General features: G+C 34.7%; 18 protein-coding genes. 17 read left to right on the top strand and 1 reads right to left on the bottom strand.

Going from position 1 to position 17981, the window contains the following annotated elements; all coding sequences use genetic code 11:
• Positions 1-2: 2 nt before the first annotated feature.
• Genes nusB through recN form a run of 7 tightly spaced genes read left to right on the top strand, consistent with a single transcriptional unit; the run spans position 3 to position 6253 of the window.
• Positions 3-407 carry a transcription antitermination factor NusB gene (gene nusB, locus CBP76_RS01245; RefSeq protein ID WP_102195113.1) on the top strand — a complete coding sequence of 135 codons (405 nt, stop codon included), beginning with the start codon at positions 3-5 and terminating at the stop codon, positions 405-407.
• 26 nt (positions 408-433) lie between these two features.
• On the top strand, positions 434-1294 hold the full coding sequence (locus CBP76_RS01250) for a bifunctional 5,10-methylenetetrahydrofolate dehydrogenase/5,10-methenyltetrahydrofolate cyclohydrolase (RefSeq protein ID WP_102195114.1): 861 nt from the start codon (positions 434-436) through the stop codon (positions 1292-1294).
• Positions 1287-2636: an exodeoxyribonuclease VII large subunit gene (gene xseA / locus CBP76_RS01255; RefSeq protein WP_102195115.1), complete on the top strand. Its 1350-nt coding sequence runs from the start codon at positions 1287-1289 to the stop codon at positions 2634-2636. The genes CBP76_RS01250 and xseA overlap by 8 nt, the downstream gene beginning before the upstream one ends.
• Positions 2629-2874: an exodeoxyribonuclease VII small subunit gene (locus CBP76_RS01260; protein WP_102195116.1), complete on the top strand. Its 246-nt coding sequence runs from the start codon at positions 2629-2631 to the stop codon at positions 2872-2874. The genes xseA and CBP76_RS01260 overlap by 8 nt, the downstream gene beginning before the upstream one ends.
• Positions 2864-3712, top strand: coding sequence for a polyprenyl synthetase family protein (locus tag CBP76_RS01265; RefSeq protein WP_102195117.1), 849 nt, complete (start codon positions 2864-2866; stop codon positions 3710-3712). The genes CBP76_RS01260 and CBP76_RS01265 overlap by 11 nt, the downstream gene beginning before the upstream one ends.
• 10 nt (positions 3713-3722) lie before the next feature.
• Positions 3723-4547: a TlyA family RNA methyltransferase gene (locus tag CBP76_RS01270; protein ID WP_102195118.1), complete on the top strand. Its 825-nt coding sequence runs from the start codon at positions 3723-3725 to the stop codon at positions 4545-4547.
• Between the two features lie 8 nt (positions 4548-4555).
• Entirely contained in the window at positions 4556-6253 is a 1698-nt protein-coding gene (recN, locus tag CBP76_RS01275) for a DNA repair protein RecN (RefSeq protein ID WP_102195119.1), read from the top strand.
• Here recN and CBP76_RS01280 read toward each other — a convergent pair.
• A complete protein-coding gene (locus CBP76_RS01280; RefSeq protein ID WP_102195120.1) occupies positions 6245-6565 on the bottom strand; it encodes a hypothetical protein in 321 nt (106 codons plus the stop codon). The genes recN and CBP76_RS01280 overlap by 9 nt on opposite strands.
• Positions 6566-6746: 181 nt before the next feature.
• Here CBP76_RS01280 and gmk point away from each other — a divergent pair, with 181 nt between their 5' ends.
• The 10 genes from gmk to CBP76_RS01330 all read left to right on the top strand — a co-directional run bounded on the left by gmk (position 6747) and on the right by CBP76_RS01330 (position 17327).
• A complete protein-coding gene (gene gmk / locus CBP76_RS01285; protein WP_102195121.1) occupies positions 6747-7358 on the top strand; it encodes a guanylate kinase in 612 nt (203 codons plus the stop codon).
• A 6-nt stretch (positions 7359-7364) separates the two neighbouring features.
• Positions 7365-7622, top strand: a complete 258-nt coding sequence (rpoZ, locus tag CBP76_RS01290) for a DNA-directed RNA polymerase subunit omega (RefSeq protein ID WP_102195122.1) — start codon at positions 7365-7367, stop codon at positions 7620-7622.
• Between the two features lie 62 nt (positions 7623-7684).
• Entirely contained in the window at positions 7685-10090 is a 2406-nt protein-coding gene (priA, locus tag CBP76_RS01295; RefSeq protein ID WP_102195123.1) for a primosomal protein N', read from the top strand.
• A 15-nt stretch (positions 10091-10105) separates the two neighbouring features.
• Positions 10106-11056, top strand: a complete 951-nt coding sequence (gene fmt / locus CBP76_RS01300) for a methionyl-tRNA formyltransferase (RefSeq protein ID WP_102195124.1) — start codon at positions 10106-10108, stop codon at positions 11054-11056.
• Positions 11046-12368 (top strand): 16S rRNA (cytosine(967)-C(5))-methyltransferase RsmB, encoded by a 1323-nt coding sequence (gene rsmB, locus CBP76_RS01305; protein ID WP_102195125.1) that lies wholly within the window; start codon positions 11046-11048, stop codon positions 12366-12368. Before fmt ends, rsmB begins: the two co-directional genes overlap by 11 nt.
• A gap of 19 nt (positions 12369-12387) precedes the next feature.
• Positions 12388-13134 carry a Stp1/IreP family PP2C-type Ser/Thr phosphatase gene (locus CBP76_RS01310; RefSeq protein ID WP_102195186.1) on the top strand — a complete coding sequence of 249 codons (747 nt, stop codon included), beginning with the start codon at positions 12388-12390 and terminating at the stop codon, positions 13132-13134.
• The gene (pknB, locus tag CBP76_RS01315) at positions 13135-15090 is read left to right on the top strand and encodes a Stk1 family PASTA domain-containing Ser/Thr kinase (RefSeq protein ID WP_102195126.1); all 1956 of its coding nucleotides are present in this window, start codon (positions 13135-13137) and stop codon (positions 15088-15090) included. It abuts the gene before it with no gap.
• A 3-nt stretch (positions 15091-15093) separates the two neighbouring features.
• On the top strand, positions 15094-15984 hold the full coding sequence (rsgA, locus tag CBP76_RS01320; protein WP_102195127.1) for a ribosome small subunit-dependent GTPase A: 891 nt from the start codon (positions 15094-15096) through the stop codon (positions 15982-15984).
• Between the two features lie 12 nt (positions 15985-15996).
• Entirely contained in the window at positions 15997-16671 is a 675-nt protein-coding gene (rpe, locus tag CBP76_RS01325; protein WP_102195128.1) for a ribulose-phosphate 3-epimerase, read from the top strand.
• Positions 16668-17327 (top strand): thiamine diphosphokinase, encoded by a 660-nt coding sequence (locus CBP76_RS01330; RefSeq protein ID WP_102195129.1) that lies wholly within the window; start codon positions 16668-16670, stop codon positions 17325-17327. Before rpe ends, CBP76_RS01330 begins: the two co-directional genes overlap by 4 nt.
• The last annotated feature ends 654 nt before the right edge of the window (positions 17328-17981 follow it).

A 17981-nucleotide genomic window follows, 5' to 3' on the forward strand; every position in this document is an offset into this window, starting at 1 on the left:
TAGTGATAAGTAGACATAAGATCAGAGAACTTGCAGTTCAATCACTATTTTCCATTGAAACTACCAAAAACAATCCTGAAGATGCCATCACATCTACCATGCAACTATGTGATTTGGATCAAGAGGCTGTACCTGATTATTTGACGTTTTTAGTTTCTGGGACAATTGAACATCAAGCAGAACTTGATGAACAAATTGCTACTCATTTGAAGAATAAATGGACGGTTGGCCGTCTGTCTAGAATCGATCGTGTAATTTTACGCGAAGGATTATTTGAAATGGAAAACAGTTTGGAAGTACCAAAGAAAGTAGCTATTGATGAGGCAATCGAAATGGCTGGTGACTTTGGCGATAAGGACTCAAAGTCCTTTATAAATGGTATTTTATCTAATTTTGTAGAAGGGTAAAGGCTGGTAAATTTACCAGCCTTTTTATGGTGATTAGTGTGAAATTATTAGAGGGTAAAAAAGTGGCTCAGGCTTTAGATGAAACAATGGCTAAACGAGTGGAATCTTTGAAAGAAAAAGGTATTACACCGGGATTGGCTGTTGTACTAGTTGGCGATAACAGTGCAAGTGCAGTTTATGTACGTAATAAGCAACGACGTGCTGAAAAATTGGGTATTAATTTTCAATTGATTCGCTTTGAAGAATCAGTTACTGAGCAAGAGTTGTTAGCAAAGATTGATGAATTAAATAATGATTCAGCCATTGATGGTTTTCTGGTACAACTACCACTACCAGATCATATTGATGAAGATAAGGTTAATGAGGCAATTAGCCCTAATAAAGATGTTGATGGATTTACTCCAATAAGTGTAGGTAATCTATGGATTGGAACACCAATGACTAAGCCAGCCACTGCGTCCGGTATTTTGATGATGTTAGATCATTATAATGTTGATCTTGATGGTAAGAATGTTGTTATCATTGGTCGTTCTAATATTGTTGGTAAACCCACGGCGGCTTTAATGTTGGAACGTAACGCTACCGTGACTATCACGCATTCACACACTAAGAACCTAAAAGAAATAACAAGTAAGGCTGATGTGCTAGTTGTAGCCATTGGCCGAGCTAAATTCATTACTCAAGATTACGTTAAAGATCAGGCCATAGTAATTGATGTTGGTATGGATCGCGATGAAAATGGTAAACTCTGTGGAGATGTTGACTTTGATGATGTAAAGGATAAAACATCAATGATAACACCAGTTCCTGGAGGAGTTGGACCAATGACCATCACAGCTTTAGTAGATCAAGTAATTGAATTAGCTGAAGGCAGGATAAATGGATAATGATCAATATTTAACAGTTACCGCTTTAAGTAAATATCTAAAGAAGAAATTTGACGTGGACCCTTATTTGGGACACGTCTATTTGATGGGGGAAATTTCTAATTTTAGATTGCGTCCGCATGCTCATCAATATTTTTCTTTAAAAGATGATAAAGCTAAAATTTCTGCGATAATGTTTAAAGGAAATTTTGAAAAGATTAAATTTCAACCAGAAGAGGGTATGCAAGTCCTCGTCCAAGGAAGAATTTCTCTTTATGAACCCTCAGGTTCCTATCAAATTTATATTGATTCGATGGAACCGGCTGGTCTAGGAGCTCTATATGTTGCTTTTGAACAATTGAAAAAGAAATTAGCTGAACAAGGGGTCTTTGATTTACCAAAAAAGGTGATACCACAATTCCCTAAAAGGATTGCCGTGGTTACTAGCCAATCGGGTGCAGTGATTCATGATATCATGACAACTGTAAGTAGACGTTTTCCGATTGTTCAATTGGTACTTTATCCGGCTCAGGTTCAAGGAGATGAAGCAGCAGGTACAATCGTTGAACAACTAAAACGAATTAATGAAAACGGTCATTTCGATACGATTATTATCGGTCGTGGTGGTGGTTCGATTGAGGATCTTTGGCCCTTCAACGAAGAAATTGTTGCTCAAGCTATTGTCCAAAGCAAAATACCTGTAATTAGCTCAGTAGGGCATGAGACTGATACTACAATTGCTGATTTAGTTGCTGATTTGAGGGCTCCAACTCCAACAGCGGCAGCAGAATTAGCAACCCCTGTTTTAAATGATGTTTTGGAACATCTACAAGAGTTACAGACTCGTCTTTACAGCGCACAAAATAATATAATAAGTAATTATAAGGACAGAGTTAATTCTTTGTCTCAGAACGTTTTTTTGAGGCATCCTGAACGTATCTATGAGGTATACCTACAAAAGGTCGATTACTTAAAAGATAAATTAAATCAAAATATCAAGAATACATTAACTCGTTCAAAAACTGATTTGATTCAATATGCTAATAGATTAGTCAGAGAATCACCACGTGAACAAATATATAGTTATAGCAATCAAGTTAATCGAAATTATCAAATTTTAATTAACAATGTTAATAAAATTATCAATAAAAATCGTAATATATTTAATAGTCGTGTAGCTGCATTAGATTCATTGAGTCCGCTGAAGACATTGAGTAGAGGTTATGCTATTCCTACCAATCCAGACGGTAAAGTATTGCGAGATGTTTCCGATTATCAAGTAGATCAGTTAGTTGATTTACACGTTAAAAATGGTAATGTCAAATTAATAACCAAAGAAATAAGTGAGGATAATAATGGCTGATAAGAAAACTTTTGAAGAAAATTTGGCTGATTTAGAAGCAATAGTGACAAACCTTGAGTCAGGTAATGTCCCATTGGAAGAAGCTATGGAGAAGTTTAAGATCGGTGTTACCTTGAGTAAGGAATTGGAAAAAACTCTTAGTGATGCTGAAGCCACAGTTACCAAAATCATGACTAAAGATGGACAAGAAGTTAATATGAAGAATGACCAGAATGAAGGAAACAAAGATGCAAATTAAAAATTTTTCAGAATTTTGCACACAAGTTTTACCTGAATTCAATCAATTCTTGAATGACAAACTAAATAATGAAATAAAACAGACTACTCTTCGCGATGCAATGCTTTATTCACTGAATGCTGGTGGCAAAAGGGTTCGTCCAATGTTGTTTTTGGCAGTCGTTTATTCTTGTGGTATCAGAAAAGAAGATTTGAAGAGTTATTTTGACATTGCTGGAGCAATTGAATTGGTTCATACATATTCATTGATTCATGATGATCTTCCAGAGATGGATGATAGCGATTATCGCCGTGGAAAATTGTCCAACCATAAAAAATTTGGAACTGGCCCCGCAGTTCTTGCCGGAGATGGATTATTGACACAGGCATTTTATTGGATCGCCAAATCAAACTTGACAACTGATAAGAGGATGGCGGCCATACGCATACTAGCTCATAATGCTGGTCCGATGGGTATGGTAGCTGGACAAATGACTGATATTACCATGGAAGATAAACATCTGAACGAAGAGGAACTGACAACTTTACATAAAGAAAAAACAGCTGATTTGATTACTGCTGCGGTAACAGTTGGAGCTTTTTGTGCCGGACATGATTTATCTAAAAATTTAGTTCAGTATGCTAATAATATTGGTTTAGCCTTTCAATTGAAGGATGATTTGAATGATGCTGATGATGGAGAAGATATCGATAAGAATACTTTTCCAAACTTGATTGGTAAAAAAGCGACTGAACAAAAATTAACTGAATTAATTAAGTCTGCACTTAATGCGGTTTTGAAGGAAGAAGAATTCGATAAAAACTTATTGGTAAGCTTTTTGGATTATTTTAAAGAATAGGTGACACATATTGGCAAAAAAAAGAATTGATGTTTTATTAGTTGAACAAAATCTATTTGAATCAAGAGAACAAGCCAAACGCTCAGTTATGGCCGGTGAAGTTTATAATCAGGATAATCTCCGTTTTGATAAACCAGGTGAAAAGGTTGATCCTGACACAGTTTTTCATTTGGCTAAGAATGCTCATAGCAAGTATGTGAGTCGTGGTGGATATAAGTTGGAGAAAGCTCTCAAATCATTTGAAATTGATTTAACTGATAGAACTTGTTTGGATATAGGTTCATCAACTGGTGGTTTTACTGATGTTGCTTTGCAAAATGGTGCCCAAAAAGTTTATGCCTTGGATGTTGGATATAATCAATTAGCTTGGAAGTTAAGAAAAGATGAGCGAGTAGTTGTGATGGAACGGGTCAACTTCCGTTACAGCAAACCAGAAGATTTTCACGAAGGATTGCCACAATTTGCAATGACTGATGTTTCTTTTATTTCTTTAGAGTTGATTTTGCCACCAATGTTTAATATCATTTTGCCAGGTTCAGATGCAGTATGTTTGATCAAACCGCAGTTTGAGGCTGGTCCAGAAAATGTCGGTAAACACGGAATAGTTCGTGATCATAAAGTTCATCAAATGGTTCTTGAAAAAATTATTAACTTTGCTAAAACAACTGGATTTATTGTATCTGGTTTGGATTATTCACCAATTAAGGGTGGAGAAGGTAATATTGAGTTTCTGATGCATATTCAAAAACCAACTGAATCACAAGATGGTGAAGTTTTAGATAATGTTTCTGTTGAGAAGACGATGGAAGCAGCTTACTCAAATCTAAATAAATAGGTGAGACAATGCTAAAAAAATTAATAATCAATAATTTTGCAATTATCAATCAGTTACAGATCGACTTCCGCAGTGGAATGACTGCATTGACGGGTGAGACTGGTGCCGGTAAATCAATTATTATTGATGCCTTGGGATTGCTAGTCGGAAGCCGTTCCTCGATTGATTTTATTAGAACAGGACAGGAACAATTAAATGTGCAGGGACTATTTGAAGTGAAATCAGGTAGTCCTCTTTTTGCTATTTTGGACGAATACGGGATTGCTCATGATGATAATCAATTAATTATTAAACGTGAAATAAATCGTAAAGGTAGAAATGTTTGTCGAGTTAATAATGAGTTAGTTAAAACCAATGTTTTGAGACAAGTGGGTCAATTTTTGGTAGAAATCCATGGTCAAAATCAGCAACAAGAATTATTGGATGAAGATAATCATATTCATATTTTAGACCGATTTGCTGACAATAAGTTTCAAAAGAATTTAGTTCAATATCAAAAATTATTTAAGAATTATCAGGATAAACGTAGTCGTTTAAGAACGATTCAAAAAAATTCACAAAATTTAGTACAAAGAATTGACATGTTAAAATTTCAAATTGAGGAAATTGACAGTGCCAAAGTAATTGCTGGCGAAGATGATCAATTAGAAGACGAAAAGAACCAACTTTCCAATTTTGAGAAAATTAGTTCCTCTTTACAGGAAAGCTATCGAGGCCTTTCTGAGAATAATACTGGCGTGGTAGATGCTTTAGGAAACGTTCGTGATCAATTGGAAGACATTATGGATTATGATAAGTCTTATAAGGATTTATACGATTCAGTTAATGGTGCTTATTACCAATTGCAGGACAATGCTTCAACCATCGCTGATCAGATAGAAAACTTGGACTTTGATGAGGATCGTTTGGATAATATTCAAAAACGTTTAATTACCTTGGATAGTCTGAAAAAAAAGTATGGACCAAGCCTGGATGAGGTTATTGAGTTTGGAAGAACTGCACATCAGGAGTTATCGGAGATTGATATTGATGATGAAACTGAGGCAAAATTAGAAAAAGAGATCGAAAATCAGCAAAAAGAATTGATTGAACTGGGAAAGTCTTTGTCAAAACAAAGACATCAAACAGCAACCAGTTTGGAAAAATCGATCAATCATCAATTAAAGGATCTCTATATGCCTAATGCCAAATTTGGTGTTAATTTTACTTCATTGGCTGATGATAATCTTACGGTTGACGGTATAGATCAAATTCAATTTGATCTGAAGACAAATATTGGAGAGGATTTTAAGCCATTAGTTAAGGTTGCCTCTGGTGGTGAATTGTCCCGAGTGATTTTGGCTTTTGAAGCCATCATTGCTGAGAAAATGAACGTTGAGACAATTGTCTTTGATGAAATAGATACTGGAGTCAGCGGTCGAGTGGCTCAAGCTATTGGCGATAAAATTTATAAAGTTTCACAATTTCTTCAAGTTCTTTGTATTACTCATCTTCCTCAGGTAGCGGCAATGAGTGATTTACAATTTGAAATAAAAAAAGAGACCGTTAAGGATAAAACCGAAACAAGAGTTTCGCTACTTAACGATCTTCAAAGAATTGAAGCTATTTCATTGATGTTAGCTGGAACAAAGGTAACTGATCTGACAAGAAAACACGCCCAAGAATTGTTAGAGTTGGCACAAGGAGAGCAGCAACGATTAGACTAAATTGATAGATTTAAGTTGGTCTAAAGTAACTATTTCAAAAAAAGTGGAAGTCATTTTGAATACGAATTTATTTTTATTAACTTGTGAAATAAATTTGCCATGTAGTTGATTGTCGTTTAACATTGTAATAACGACAGAATATTTTTTTTGGAAACTCTGTTCTGCAAAAAATTCTAATTGCATTAAGGGCATTTGTTTAACTTGAATTTGAGATTGTTTTTTTAAATTAAAATCAAAGTTATTATTAATAAAGTTTGTAGTATTGTTGATTAGGCTAGTAGTGAAACGATTATGTAATTGTCTTGCTTGCATTTTTAAGTCCCCCGAACACTTGTTTGTATCTACATTATACGAACCTGTGTTCGAAAGAGCAACTTTATTTTTTGATTTCTTAAGAATTATTTATCTTGACGACACTTAAAGCCTTGAAAAACAAGTGATTTTATTGCATGATAGATATCAATATTATATAGATAGTAGGGATAACTTAATTATGTCAACAAGGGGAATGTTAATCGTTTTATCAGGTCCATCCGGTGTAGGTAAAGGAACTGTTAGAAAAGCGATGTTGAAGAACTCATCAATTAAATTTGATTATTCAGTTTCGATGACTACACGTCAGATGCGTCCTGGTGAAGTGGACGGAGTCGATTACTATTTCCGAACAAATGAAGAATTTGAAGAAGAAATAAAAAATGGTGGAATGTTGGAATATGCTAAATATGTTGACCATTACTATGGAACACCATTAAAATATGTTAATCAAAAACTTGATGCAGGCATTGATGTATTATTAGAAATTGAAGTTAATGGTGCTATGCAAGTTCGCGAAAAGATGCCTGATGGTGTATTTATTTTCCTCACACCTCCAGATCTAGCAAGCTTACGGGATAGGATTACTCATCGTGGGACTGATGATGAGAAGACCATTGATAAGCGAATGGAAAAGGCGAAAAAAGAAATACAAATGATGACAAGCTATGACTATGCCGTCGTAAATGATAAAATACCTAATGCGGTTGATAAAATCGAGGGTATAATTAAAAGTGAACACTTAAGAGTGGCACGTGTTATAGACAAATATAAAAAGATAATAGGAGATTGATAATTTATGATTATTTATCCATCAATTGATAAACTTTTAGATCGAGTTGATTCTCGTTATTCACTAGCGGTTTTAGCTGCTAAACGTGCACATCAACTAGAAAATGGTGATGTTGAATTATTGAGTCATTATGAATCACCAAGAACTGTTGGTCGTGCTTTTGAAGAAATTGCTGACGATAAGATTGAAATTGATCCTAATTCAATTCTTCTTGAAAAAGAAGCTGAAAAGATTGAAGAAGAGAAAAAAGAAGACAACGAATAAAAATTATTCCTTCACTGATTTTCGAATTAGTGGGGGCTTTTTATTTTTAAAGGGTGGTTTAAATGTCAGTAGCAGAGATAATTGTTGATGTACCCACTATGCAAACTAACAGACCTTTTGAATATCTAATACCGGATTCGTTGACTGAGGTAGTTGTACCGGGGATGAGAGTTGAGGTTCCCTTTGGTCGCGGCAAACGGAAAATTCAAGGTTTTGTAATGAAAGTTAAAGATAACAGTGATTTTCAAGGTAAATTGAAGCCTATTAGTCGTGTGATTGATTTAAAACCAGTATTGTCTGATGAAATGTTAAAGTTGTCATATTGGTTAGCAGATCGGACGTATTCTTTTCAAATTTCTTGTCTTCAGACAATGCTTCCTAGCGTAATGAGGGCCAAATATAAAGAGTTTGTTATTCCTATTGCTGAAGATGACGAAGTAAGAAGTTTATTAAATGATAAACCAGATTTGGAAATCACTAATCAAATGTCAGATGAGACTATTCGTTTGATAAACAAGTTAAGAAAAAATAATAAAATTGATATTCAATATGTTGTTGAAAATCAGGCTTTACAAATAAAGCGCCAGGCAGTAACAACCGATCTTAATATTATTCAGTTGCATGAGGCAAAAAGTAAATTGCGTGCTAATGCAAAGGCACAGATTAAATTATTAGATTTTCTTTGCAATCACTTAGAAGAATTGCCAATAGAATTTAGTGATTTACAAGGAAATTATGGTATTTCCAGAGCAGTCATTAAAACGGCTGAAAAAAATCAATTAGTTAAAATCATTGAGGTAACTAAATTTCGTAAGCCAGTTGGAATAACACCGGAACAAACTAATAAGTTGGCTTTGACTGATGAACAGAAGGTTGCGGTAGATCAAATTAGTAATGCCATTGATCAAGAAGATTCAAAAACATTTTTGGTTGAAGGTGTGACTGGTAGTGGTAAAACAGAAGTTTATCTACAGACGATTGAAAAGGCTTTAAAGAAAAACAAAACAGCCTTGATGTTAGTACCGGAAATATCATTAACACCGCAAATGGTTAATCGAGTGGTTGGAAGGTTTGGAGATCAAGTAGCAGTTCTACATAGTGGACTTTCAAGCGGAGAGCGTTATGACGAGTGGACGCGAATAGAAAATAAAGATGTTAAAGTTGTAGTTGGTGCGCGTAGTGCTGTGTTTGCACCATTAGATAATATTGGTTTGATTATTATTGATGAGGAACATGAAGCAAGTTATAAGCAAGACGATAATCCTCGTTATCACGCACGTGATGTGGCTTTATGGCGAGCAAACCTTAATAAAGCACCGGTAGTTTTAGGTAGTGCAACCCCTTCTTTAGAGTCACGGGCCCGAGCTCAAAAGGGTGTATATCAGTTAATTCGTATGAAAAAAAGAATTAATGATCAAGCTTTGCCACATGTTCATATAGTGGATATGCGAGATGATGAAAATGCAGCCGTTAAAGGAGATTTTTCACCAGCATTACAAGAATCATTGCAAACGACTTTAGATAGACATGAGCAAGCTATTATTTTACTTAATCGTCGAGGATACTCATCATTTATGATGTGTCGCGAATGTGGATTTGTTTTAAAATGTCCCAATTGTGATGTTTCTCTGACTTATCATAAGGATTTGTCAAAAATGAAGTGTCACTATTGTGGACATGAAGAACCTGTACCTAATTTCTGTCCCAATTGTCATAGCAAAAAGATTGGTTTTTATGGAACTGGAACACAAAATATTGAGCAACAATTGAATGACCTTTATCCTAATGCCAAGGTTCTACGAATGGATGTTGATACAACTAGACGAAAGGGTGACCATGCGAAGATATTGAAGCAATTTGGACAACATAAAGCTGATATTTTATTAGGCACACAGATGATAGCAAAAGGTTTAGATTTTCCAGACGTTACCTTAGTGGGCGTTATTAACGCCGATACCACTTTGAGTTTGGCGGATTATCGAGCAAGTGAGCGGACTTTTCAGCTTTTGACCCAAGTCAGTGGTCGAGCAGGACGGGCTCAAAAAGCAGGTCATGTAATTATTCAGACATTTAATCCGGACCACTATGCGATCAAAGACGCAGCTAAGCAGGATTATGAAAAGTTTTTTAAACAAGAAATGTATTTAAGACATCAATCTAATTACACGCCCTATTATTTTACGACTTTAATTAGTGTAGCCAACCAAGACGAAGGTAAAACTTTGAAACAAAGCTATTGGTTAAAAAAGCAGCTCCAGACAGCTTTATCAAAAGATGCTATTCTTTTAGGTCCAAGTCCAACGATGATTTCAAGGAAACAAAACAAATATTATTATCAAATTATTGTAAAATATAAACATGAACCTAAATTGCATCAAAAACTATTAGAAATTTTAAATGAAACACAAACTGATACTAAAAATGGTTTTACTATTGCGATAGATAATGAACCACAACATATTGATTAATGAGGGTGATATTTAATGACAAAAATAATTTTCCTAGGTACACCAGAATTTTCAGCAACAGTTCTAAAGGGACTTATCAAAGAGGGTTATGACATAATTGCAGCTGTTACTCAACCGGATAAGCCCGTCGGACGTAAACAAAAACTTCAAAAAAGTCCAGTCAAATTGATTGCGGAAGATGAAAACATCAAACTTTATCAACCAGCCAAATTGCCAGGTAGTCCTGAGGTAGAGGAACTGAAATCTTTGAATGCTGATTTGATTGTAACCGCCGCTTATGGCCAATTTTTACCAACTAGCTTTTTGAATTCTGCAAAGATAGCGGCAATCAATGTTCATGGATCGCTATTACCTAAGTATCGTGGTGGTGCACCTATTCAATGGTCATTATTGAATGGTGACAAGGAAACTGGTATTACAATTATGTATATGGTCAAAGGAATGGATGCGGGTGATATTATTAGTCAGGAGAAGTTACCAATTACTCTTGATGATGATAATGGTAGTTTATTTGAAAAAATGGCTATTGTTGGACGAGAACTATTGCTTGATACTATTCCTAAAATCTTGTCAGGTGACATTCATCCGATTGCTCAAGATCCTGATAAGGTGGTTTTCTCACCAAATATTTCTAAGGAACAGGAACATATTGATTTTAATCAGCCCGCAGAACAAGTGTTTAATCAAATAAGAGCTTTGAGTCCAGACCCTGGAGCATGGGTTATGTTAGATGGACAAAGAACAAAAATTTATAAGACTGAGATTGTTTCAGAAAAATTTGATCAAGAGACTGGAACAATTGCTGAATTAGGTAAAAAACGATTGGTAATCGTAGCGGGAGACAATCGCGGGGTTTCAATCAAAAAGATTCAACCGGCCGGTAAAAAAATTATGGATGTTGCCAATTATTTGAATGGAATGGGCAAAAATCTAAAAGAAGGACAACAAATTATTGATGAAAAATAATCCTAGGGCATTAGCTGTAGAGGCATTGACAAGAGTTTTTAAGAATAAGGCTTATTCTAATATTGAAATTAACAATATTTTGAAGAATTCAGATTTATCAGACGCAGATAGTCGTTTGATGACAAACATTGTTTATGGAGTTATCCAAAATAAATATGTTTTGGAATACCAACTTGAACCGTACTTAAAAGATAAAAAATTGGATCTTTGGTTAGACCTATTATTACAAACAGCAATTTATCAATTATGTTATTTAGATAAAGTGCCAGCACACGCAATTTTAAACGAATCGACCGAGATAGCTAAAAAGAAGGCAAATCAAGGCGCTGGTAATCTAGTCAATGCTGTTTTACGTAATTTTCAAAGACATGGTTCTCGTGTTATGCCAGGTGGAGATTCGGTCTATGATTTGAGTAAATTATATAGTGTACCTCGTTGGTTGGTAGAATTATTTATTGAACAACAAGGTTTGGATAAAACTAAAGAAATTTTAGAATCAATTAATCAACCATCAAGTGTATCTATCCGAGTTAATACTAATAAAATAACTGTACCTGAGTTAAAGGAAATATTGTCTAAACAAGGATTTGAGATGCATGATAGCAAAATTTCACCTGTGGGACTAGTTTGTTCTAGTGGTAACTTAGTTAATACTGTTGAATTTAGGGATGGTCTTTATACAATTCAAGATGAAAGTTCAATGCTTGTTGCACCTGCTTTGGATCTTCAGCCTGATAGTCGTGTGCTGGATGCCTGTGCTGCTCCTGGCGGTAAGACGACTCATATTGCTAGTTATATTAAAAATGGCGCTGTAACGGCATTAGATATTCATAAGCATAAAACTAAATTAATACGTGATAATAGTCAAAGAATGGGTTATAGCGATATTATTAGTACAGGTGCAGTTGATGCTAGAAAAGCCAAGGATTTACTTAATACGACTTTCGATCGTATTTTGGTTGATGCACCCTGTTCAGGTTTGGGATTGATCAGAAGAAAACCAGAATTGAGATATTTCCGTCAAGAAGAGGATTTACTTAATTTACAGAGGGTTCAACTTCAAATTTTGGATAGTATGGTTGATTTGCTTGAAGTCAACGGTAAATTGGTTTTCAGTACTTGTACTTTTGATGAAGAAGAAAACGAAGATGTCGTAAAGAAATTCCTAGAGAAACATCAGAACTTTGATTTAGAACCTGTTAAACATGATGTTTCTATGGATAAATCAGTTAAGGATGGAATGTTAAAAGTTTTACCTAGTGATTACTTTACAGATGGTTTCTTTATAGCTACTTTCGTTAGAAAAAATTAAAGAGGTAAGGTTGAAACTGATGAAATATGCGTTATTAACTGATGTTGGTAAACTCAGAGAAAACAATCAGGATTACGTGAATGTTTTCAAAAATAAAAAGAACATTGTCTTTGGCATCGTTGCTGATGGAATGGGCGGTCATCGTGGTGGCGATGTTGCTTCAGATATGGCGGTTTCTCACTTAGGACATAATTTTGAGGAATCAGATGTAGATAATATTGCTGAATTACGCGAATGGATCATTCGTGAATTAAGTAAAGAAAATGATCGAATTATTTCGGTCTCTAATCAGTTTGATGATTTAAGCGGCATGGGAACAACAATGGTTGGCGTTTTCTTTATTGGGGACAAGATGATGGTTGTTAATGTAGGCGATTCGCGATGTTATATATATTCAGCTGGTGAATTGAAACAATTAAGTGTTGATCATTCATTGGTTCATGAATTGTTAGAAACAGGACAAATTAGTCCTGAAGAGGCTGAAAACCATCCTCAAAAGAATATAATTACCCAAACACTGGGAGTTTCTCAAACCGTTCAACCTAGGGTTAAGGATTTTGATCTTGTTGATGATGCAATAATTTTGTTATGTACTGATGGCTTAACCAATATGGTACCTGAGAACGAAATCAAGGATGTATTGTCAAAAGAAATGAGTTTAGAAGCCAAGTGTCACATATTAATCGACAAAGCCAATGAGGCCGGTGGAAGAGATAATATTACCGCGTTACTTTTCTCTACTAAGAGCGATGGAGGTAATCATTAGATGGAAAAAGGTTACCTAGTAGGCGGTCGTTATGAGATTCTAGGTACACTTGGTGAAGGCGGGATGGCCAATGTATATTTGGCCAATGACACATTATTAAATCGGAAAGTGGCTGTAAAAGCTTTACGATATGATCTTCAAGACGATGAATCGGTCAAAAAAAGATTTGGACGTGAGGCCAAAGCCACAAGTGGTCTTTCTAATCCAAATATTGTTAATGTTTTAGACGTCGGAAATGATAATGGAGTTCAATATATTGTAATTGAGTATGTTGATGGTCCTAATTTGAAGAAATACATTCGAACTCATTTTCCAATTTCATATCATGAAGTAGTAGATATTATGAAACAGATTTGTATGGCTGTTTCTGATGCGCATGAACATGGAATTATTCATCGTGACTTAAAACCAGAAAACATTTTGGTAGACGAGAAGAAAGATCCTATACAAGTTAAAGTATCTGACTTTGGAATCGCCTTGGCTTTAAGTGAACGTTCTATAACAAGGACTAACTCACTTTTAGGATCAGTACATTATATGTCCCCTGAACAAATTAAGGGACGGTCAGCAACGGTTTTATCAGATATTTATGCCTTGGGTATTATTCTGTTTGAATTATTAACTAAACATGTTCCATTCACTGGTGATACTGCTGTAACTGTTGCGTTAAAACATTCTAAAGAAGAAATGCCCGATTTACGTAAGATAGATCCTAATATTCCTCAGCCACTTGAAAATGCCGTTTTAAAGGCTACTGCTAAAGATCCAGATCAACGTTATCAATCTGTGAAGGAAATGTGCGATGATCTGAATACATGTTTAATGCCAGAGCGTGCAAACGAACCTAAGTTTATACCGACCCCAATTAATAATTTGGAAGAAACCAGAGTTATGGAACCACTTCCTGATTCCGGTAAAGAAGAGTCAAAGGCACAAGAAAATAAGCCCAAAAAGATGAGTCGAAAACGGAAACTCATTTTGATTTCATCAATAATACCATTAGTTCTAGTATTGTTTTTGATAGCGATGGTTATTAAAAGCAATCAAGAGACAACTGTACCCGATTTGTTTAATTTAACAGTTAAACAGGCCAATGTAATGTTAAAGAGTTCAAATTTAACGGTTGGTGATGTTTCTAAAGAAAATGATGATGACGTTGATGCTGGGCATGTTATTAAGTCCATTCCTACTAAGGGATTGAAGTTGAAGAATGGTGCTAAAGTTAACTTAGTTGTAAGTTTAGGAGCCACTTATTACAAAATGCCCAAACTAGTTGGCAAAGATTATGATGATATTTCTGATAACTTGAAAAAGCGTGGATTTAAAGTGAAATTGAAATATAAGGCCACTAATCAATATACTGCAGGGACTATTGTTAGTCAGAGTATCCCAGGTGGTAAAAAAGTTGTTACAAAGAACAAATCATTAACATTAACTTTGGCTAAAGCTAAAACTGTAAAACCTAAGGTAGTTAAAGTTAGAGATTTGACAGGCTATAATCTAAAGAGCATTCAAGATTATGCAAGCGAGGTTGGACTTACCTTAAATACTACGTATCAATATTCCGATGATATTGAAGATGGACTTTTGATTAGTCAAACACCATCTGCTAATAGTACAATTAATCAAGGTGGTACTTTATCGGTAGTTATCTCTAAGGGATCAGATCCCGATAAAACGAATAGTGATAATGATAAAGATAACAATAATAATAGTACTTCAGGAACAAATACAGTAACTAAAGATATAACTATTCCGTATGATTCTAGCGGGAACAATAATGTAACGATTTATATTTCTGATGCCACGCATAGTATTGGTACGGTATATAAATCAATGACGATCTCATCTGATACATCATTGACGTTGAGTTTTAATCTAAAAAATGGACAAACTGGATCTTACATAGTTGAACATGATAATAAGACCGTTCTTGGTGGTTCAGTAAATGGGTGATTTATGGAACGAACAGGAAGAATCATAAAATCAATTAGTGGATTTTATGATGTTTTGGATGATGAAAATGAAGAATTAATAAGAACTAGAGCCCGTGGAAATTTTCGAAAGCGTAAAATAAAGCCTTTAGTCGGAGACAAGGTTGGTTTCGATGCGACTGGTGATTTAGGATATATTTTGGAAATATTGCCACGAGAAAATAGTTTGGTGCGTCCACCAATAGCTAATATCGATCAAGCCATTGTGGTTACATCATCTGCGGAGCCTAATTTTTCAAGCAATTTGTTAGATAAAATATTGGTTAATATTGAACATAATGATATAGAACCATTAATTTATTTAACAAAGGCAGATTTATTAACAGCAGAAAAATATAATGATTTAAAACAAATTCTTCAGGGTTATCAGACAGCAGGTTATCAAGTTTTCGATGATCAGGATAGTTATAATGACGATCAATTAGAAAAATTGGAAGCAACCTTTGCTGATAAAGTTACAGTTTTTACTGGACAGTCAGGCGCTGGTAAATCAACACTGTTGAATCATATTGATAAAGAACTTGGATTAGCAACTGCAGAGATATCACAAACTTTGAATCGTGGTAAACATACTACTAGACAGGTCTCCTTATTTGATATTGCTGACGGTTTAGTAGCCGATACTCCGGGATTTTCATCAATAGATTTAATGGAAATTACACCAGAGGAATTGCCCAGTCTATTTCCAGAATTTTTAAAGTATAGTGGACAATGTCAGTTTCGAGGTTGTCGACATGTCAATGAGCCTAATTGTAAAGTTAAAGAGGAATTGGCAGAAGGACAGATAATGCATAGTCGATATGATAATTATCTATACTTTTTAAATGAAATTAATTCGTATAAGAAAAGATATTAAGGAGTTGATTATATGACAGTAAAAATTGCACCATCAATTTTATCCGCAGATATTATGAATCTAGAACGTGACGTTAGAGCAGCTGATCAAGCAGGCGCTGATGTTTTTCATATTGATATGATGGATGGAAACTTTGTTCCTAATATGTCTTTTAGTCCAAACGTAGTTGAAGGAATGCGACGTGTGACTGATAAACCACTTGATATTCATATGATGATGGAAAATCCTGATGCTTACGTTAAGCAGGTGGTTGAGGCCGGAGCTAGTACGGTTTTGATTCATGCAGAAAGTACTCAGCATATTTATCGTTCAATTGAATTAGTTAAAAGTTACGGTGCTAAGTCTGGAGTGGTTGTTAATCCCGGAACTCCTTTAGAGACTGTTAAAGAATTGTTCCCAATTATTGATCGAATTTTAGTTATGACAGTTAATCCTGGCTTTGGTGGTCAGAAATTTATTCCAGGTATGACTAAAAAAATTCAACGATTGGATCAATTGCGTCAAACAGCAGCTGATGATAATTTTGATATCGAGGTTGATGGTGGAGTTAATGATGAAACCATTGCTCAATGTGCTAAAGCGGGTGCTGATATTTTTGTCTCTGGATCATATTTATTTGATGATCTTGGTGGTCTTAAGGATCGTATTGATGGGCTCCGTTCATTGGCAGTGGATGCAAAACAATGAAAAGAGTAAATATCCTCTTAGGTGGTCCACAAAGTGAGTATCCTGATGAATTAAGTAAGAATATTAAATCTATTCCGGGTCCTTGGGTTGGAGCTGATCGAGGAAGTTTGCATTTAATGGCTAATGGGATCATTCCCCAAATAGCTATTGGTGATTTTGATTCAATTACTAAAAAAGAACAAAAGTTATTGCATGATAATGTTCCTATCTTTGAAAAGTTTCCACCAGAAAAAGATGATACTGATTCGGAATTGTGTTTATTGTTAGCACGGGAAAAGTTTAATGCACAGGAATATTACGTTTATGGAGCAACTGGTGGAAGAATAGATCACTTTTTGGTCAATTTATTTTTACCATTTGACCCGAGATTCTCTGATTTTTACGATAAATTGTATTATAAATCTGCAACAAATACGATCAGATTTTATAAACCTGGACGTTATGAAATTTATCATGAACAAGGGATGAAATATGTTGCATTCGTAAATTTAGGTCCGATAACACATTTAAATCTATTTGATGCAAAATATAAATTAAATGATTTTAATTCATCACATCCAATAAGTTGGGCAAGCAATGAATTCATTAGTGAGACGATTGATTTTAGCTTCGAAAGTGGAATCATTGCAGTTATTCAAAGTAAAGATAAAAAATAATTTAATTTGTTTATAAAGTTTTGGCATTCTCTTTGAGAATACCTTTTTTTTGTACTGTAATATAACAAATTATATAATTGGTACACCTTTAATTAGAGTAATGAAATAATAATTTCTTTAGAAAAAATATTGACAATTATAAAATGCAAGTGTAAATTAATCATCAATCAAACAATTAAAACTTATTTAATCTAATTAGACGTTGAAGAGAAGAGTAGATCATCAAGTAGCTTGGATAGTGACCGCTAGATAGTGAAAAGGCGGAGTGAAAGATTGTTGAACATGAGCTTGGAGTCTTACCTAGGTGCAAGCCGAAGGTACGCAAGGATGCGATATCATCCCGGACATGTTAGTGTCGTTGAGGTATTTTGTGTAAACAAAATATGAATTAGGGTGGTATCACGGTAGTCGTCCCTACATTGCAGGTAAATTCTGTATGTGTAGGGACGACTATTTTTTTTACAAGCTCTTAACGACTTCGTCGTTTAGAGCTTGTTATGTGATTTATTGAAGATAAATCACATTCCTTAAGGGTTTTAGACTTTGTCATTTAGAGCTTGTTATGAGGAATCATATTCTGCTATTAAGAGTTTATAGAGTTTTTAAGAGGAGGTAATTCTATGTTTGATTTTTGGTTGATTCCAATATAAGAAT

Source organism: Companilactobacillus nuruki (genome assembly GCF_002872255.1).
In the GTDB taxonomy this organism is placed as follows: domain Bacteria; phylum Bacillota; class Bacilli; order Lactobacillales; family Lactobacillaceae; genus Companilactobacillus; species Companilactobacillus nuruki.

Excerpts from the sequence above, each read along its gene's own strand:
- CBP76_RS01250 (WP_102195114.1), top strand. The coding sequence starts at position 434 with ATGGTGATTAGTGTGAAATTATTAGAGGGTAAAAAAGTGGCTCAGGCT.
- xseA (WP_102195115.1), top strand. The coding sequence starts at position 1,287 with ATGGATAATGATCAATATTTAACAGTTACCGCTTTAAGTAAATATCTA.
- CBP76_RS01260 (WP_102195116.1), top strand. The coding sequence starts at position 2,629 with ATGGCTGATAAGAAAACTTTTGAAGAAAATTTGGCTGATTTAGAAGCA.
- CBP76_RS01265 (WP_102195117.1), top strand. The coding sequence starts at position 2,864 with ATGCAAATTAAAAATTTTTCAGAATTTTGCACACAAGTTTTACCTGAA.
- recN (WP_102195119.1), top strand. The coding sequence starts at position 4,556 with ATGCTAAAAAAATTAATAATCAATAATTTTGCAATTATCAATCAGTTA.
- CBP76_RS01280 (WP_102195120.1), bottom strand. The coding sequence starts at position 6,565 with ATGCAAGCAAGACAATTACATAATCGTTTCACTACTAGCCTAATCAAC.
- gmk (WP_102195121.1), top strand. The coding sequence starts at position 6,747 with ATGTCAACAAGGGGAATGTTAATCGTTTTATCAGGTCCATCCGGTGTA.
- rpoZ (WP_102195122.1), top strand. The coding sequence starts at position 7,365 with ATGATTATTTATCCATCAATTGATAAACTTTTAGATCGAGTTGATTCT.
- priA (WP_102195123.1), top strand. The coding sequence starts at position 7,685 with ATGTCAGTAGCAGAGATAATTGTTGATGTACCCACTATGCAAACTAAC.
- fmt (WP_102195124.1), top strand. The coding sequence starts at position 10,106 with ATGACAAAAATAATTTTCCTAGGTACACCAGAATTTTCAGCAACAGTT.
- rsmB (WP_102195125.1), top strand. The coding sequence starts at position 11,046 with ATGAAAAATAATCCTAGGGCATTAGCTGTAGAGGCATTGACAAGAGTT.
- CBP76_RS01310 (WP_102195186.1), top strand. The coding sequence starts at position 12,388 with ATGAAATATGCGTTATTAACTGATGTTGGTAAACTCAGAGAAAACAAT.
- pknB (WP_102195126.1), top strand. The coding sequence starts at position 13,135 with ATGGAAAAAGGTTACCTAGTAGGCGGTCGTTATGAGATTCTAGGTACA.
- rsgA (WP_102195127.1), top strand. The coding sequence starts at position 15,094 with ATGGAACGAACAGGAAGAATCATAAAATCAATTAGTGGATTTTATGAT.
- rpe (WP_102195128.1), top strand. The coding sequence starts at position 15,997 with ATGACAGTAAAAATTGCACCATCAATTTTATCCGCAGATATTATGAAT.
- CBP76_RS01330 (WP_102195129.1), top strand. The coding sequence starts at position 16,668 with ATGAAAAGAGTAAATATCCTCTTAGGTGGTCCACAAAGTGAGTATCCT.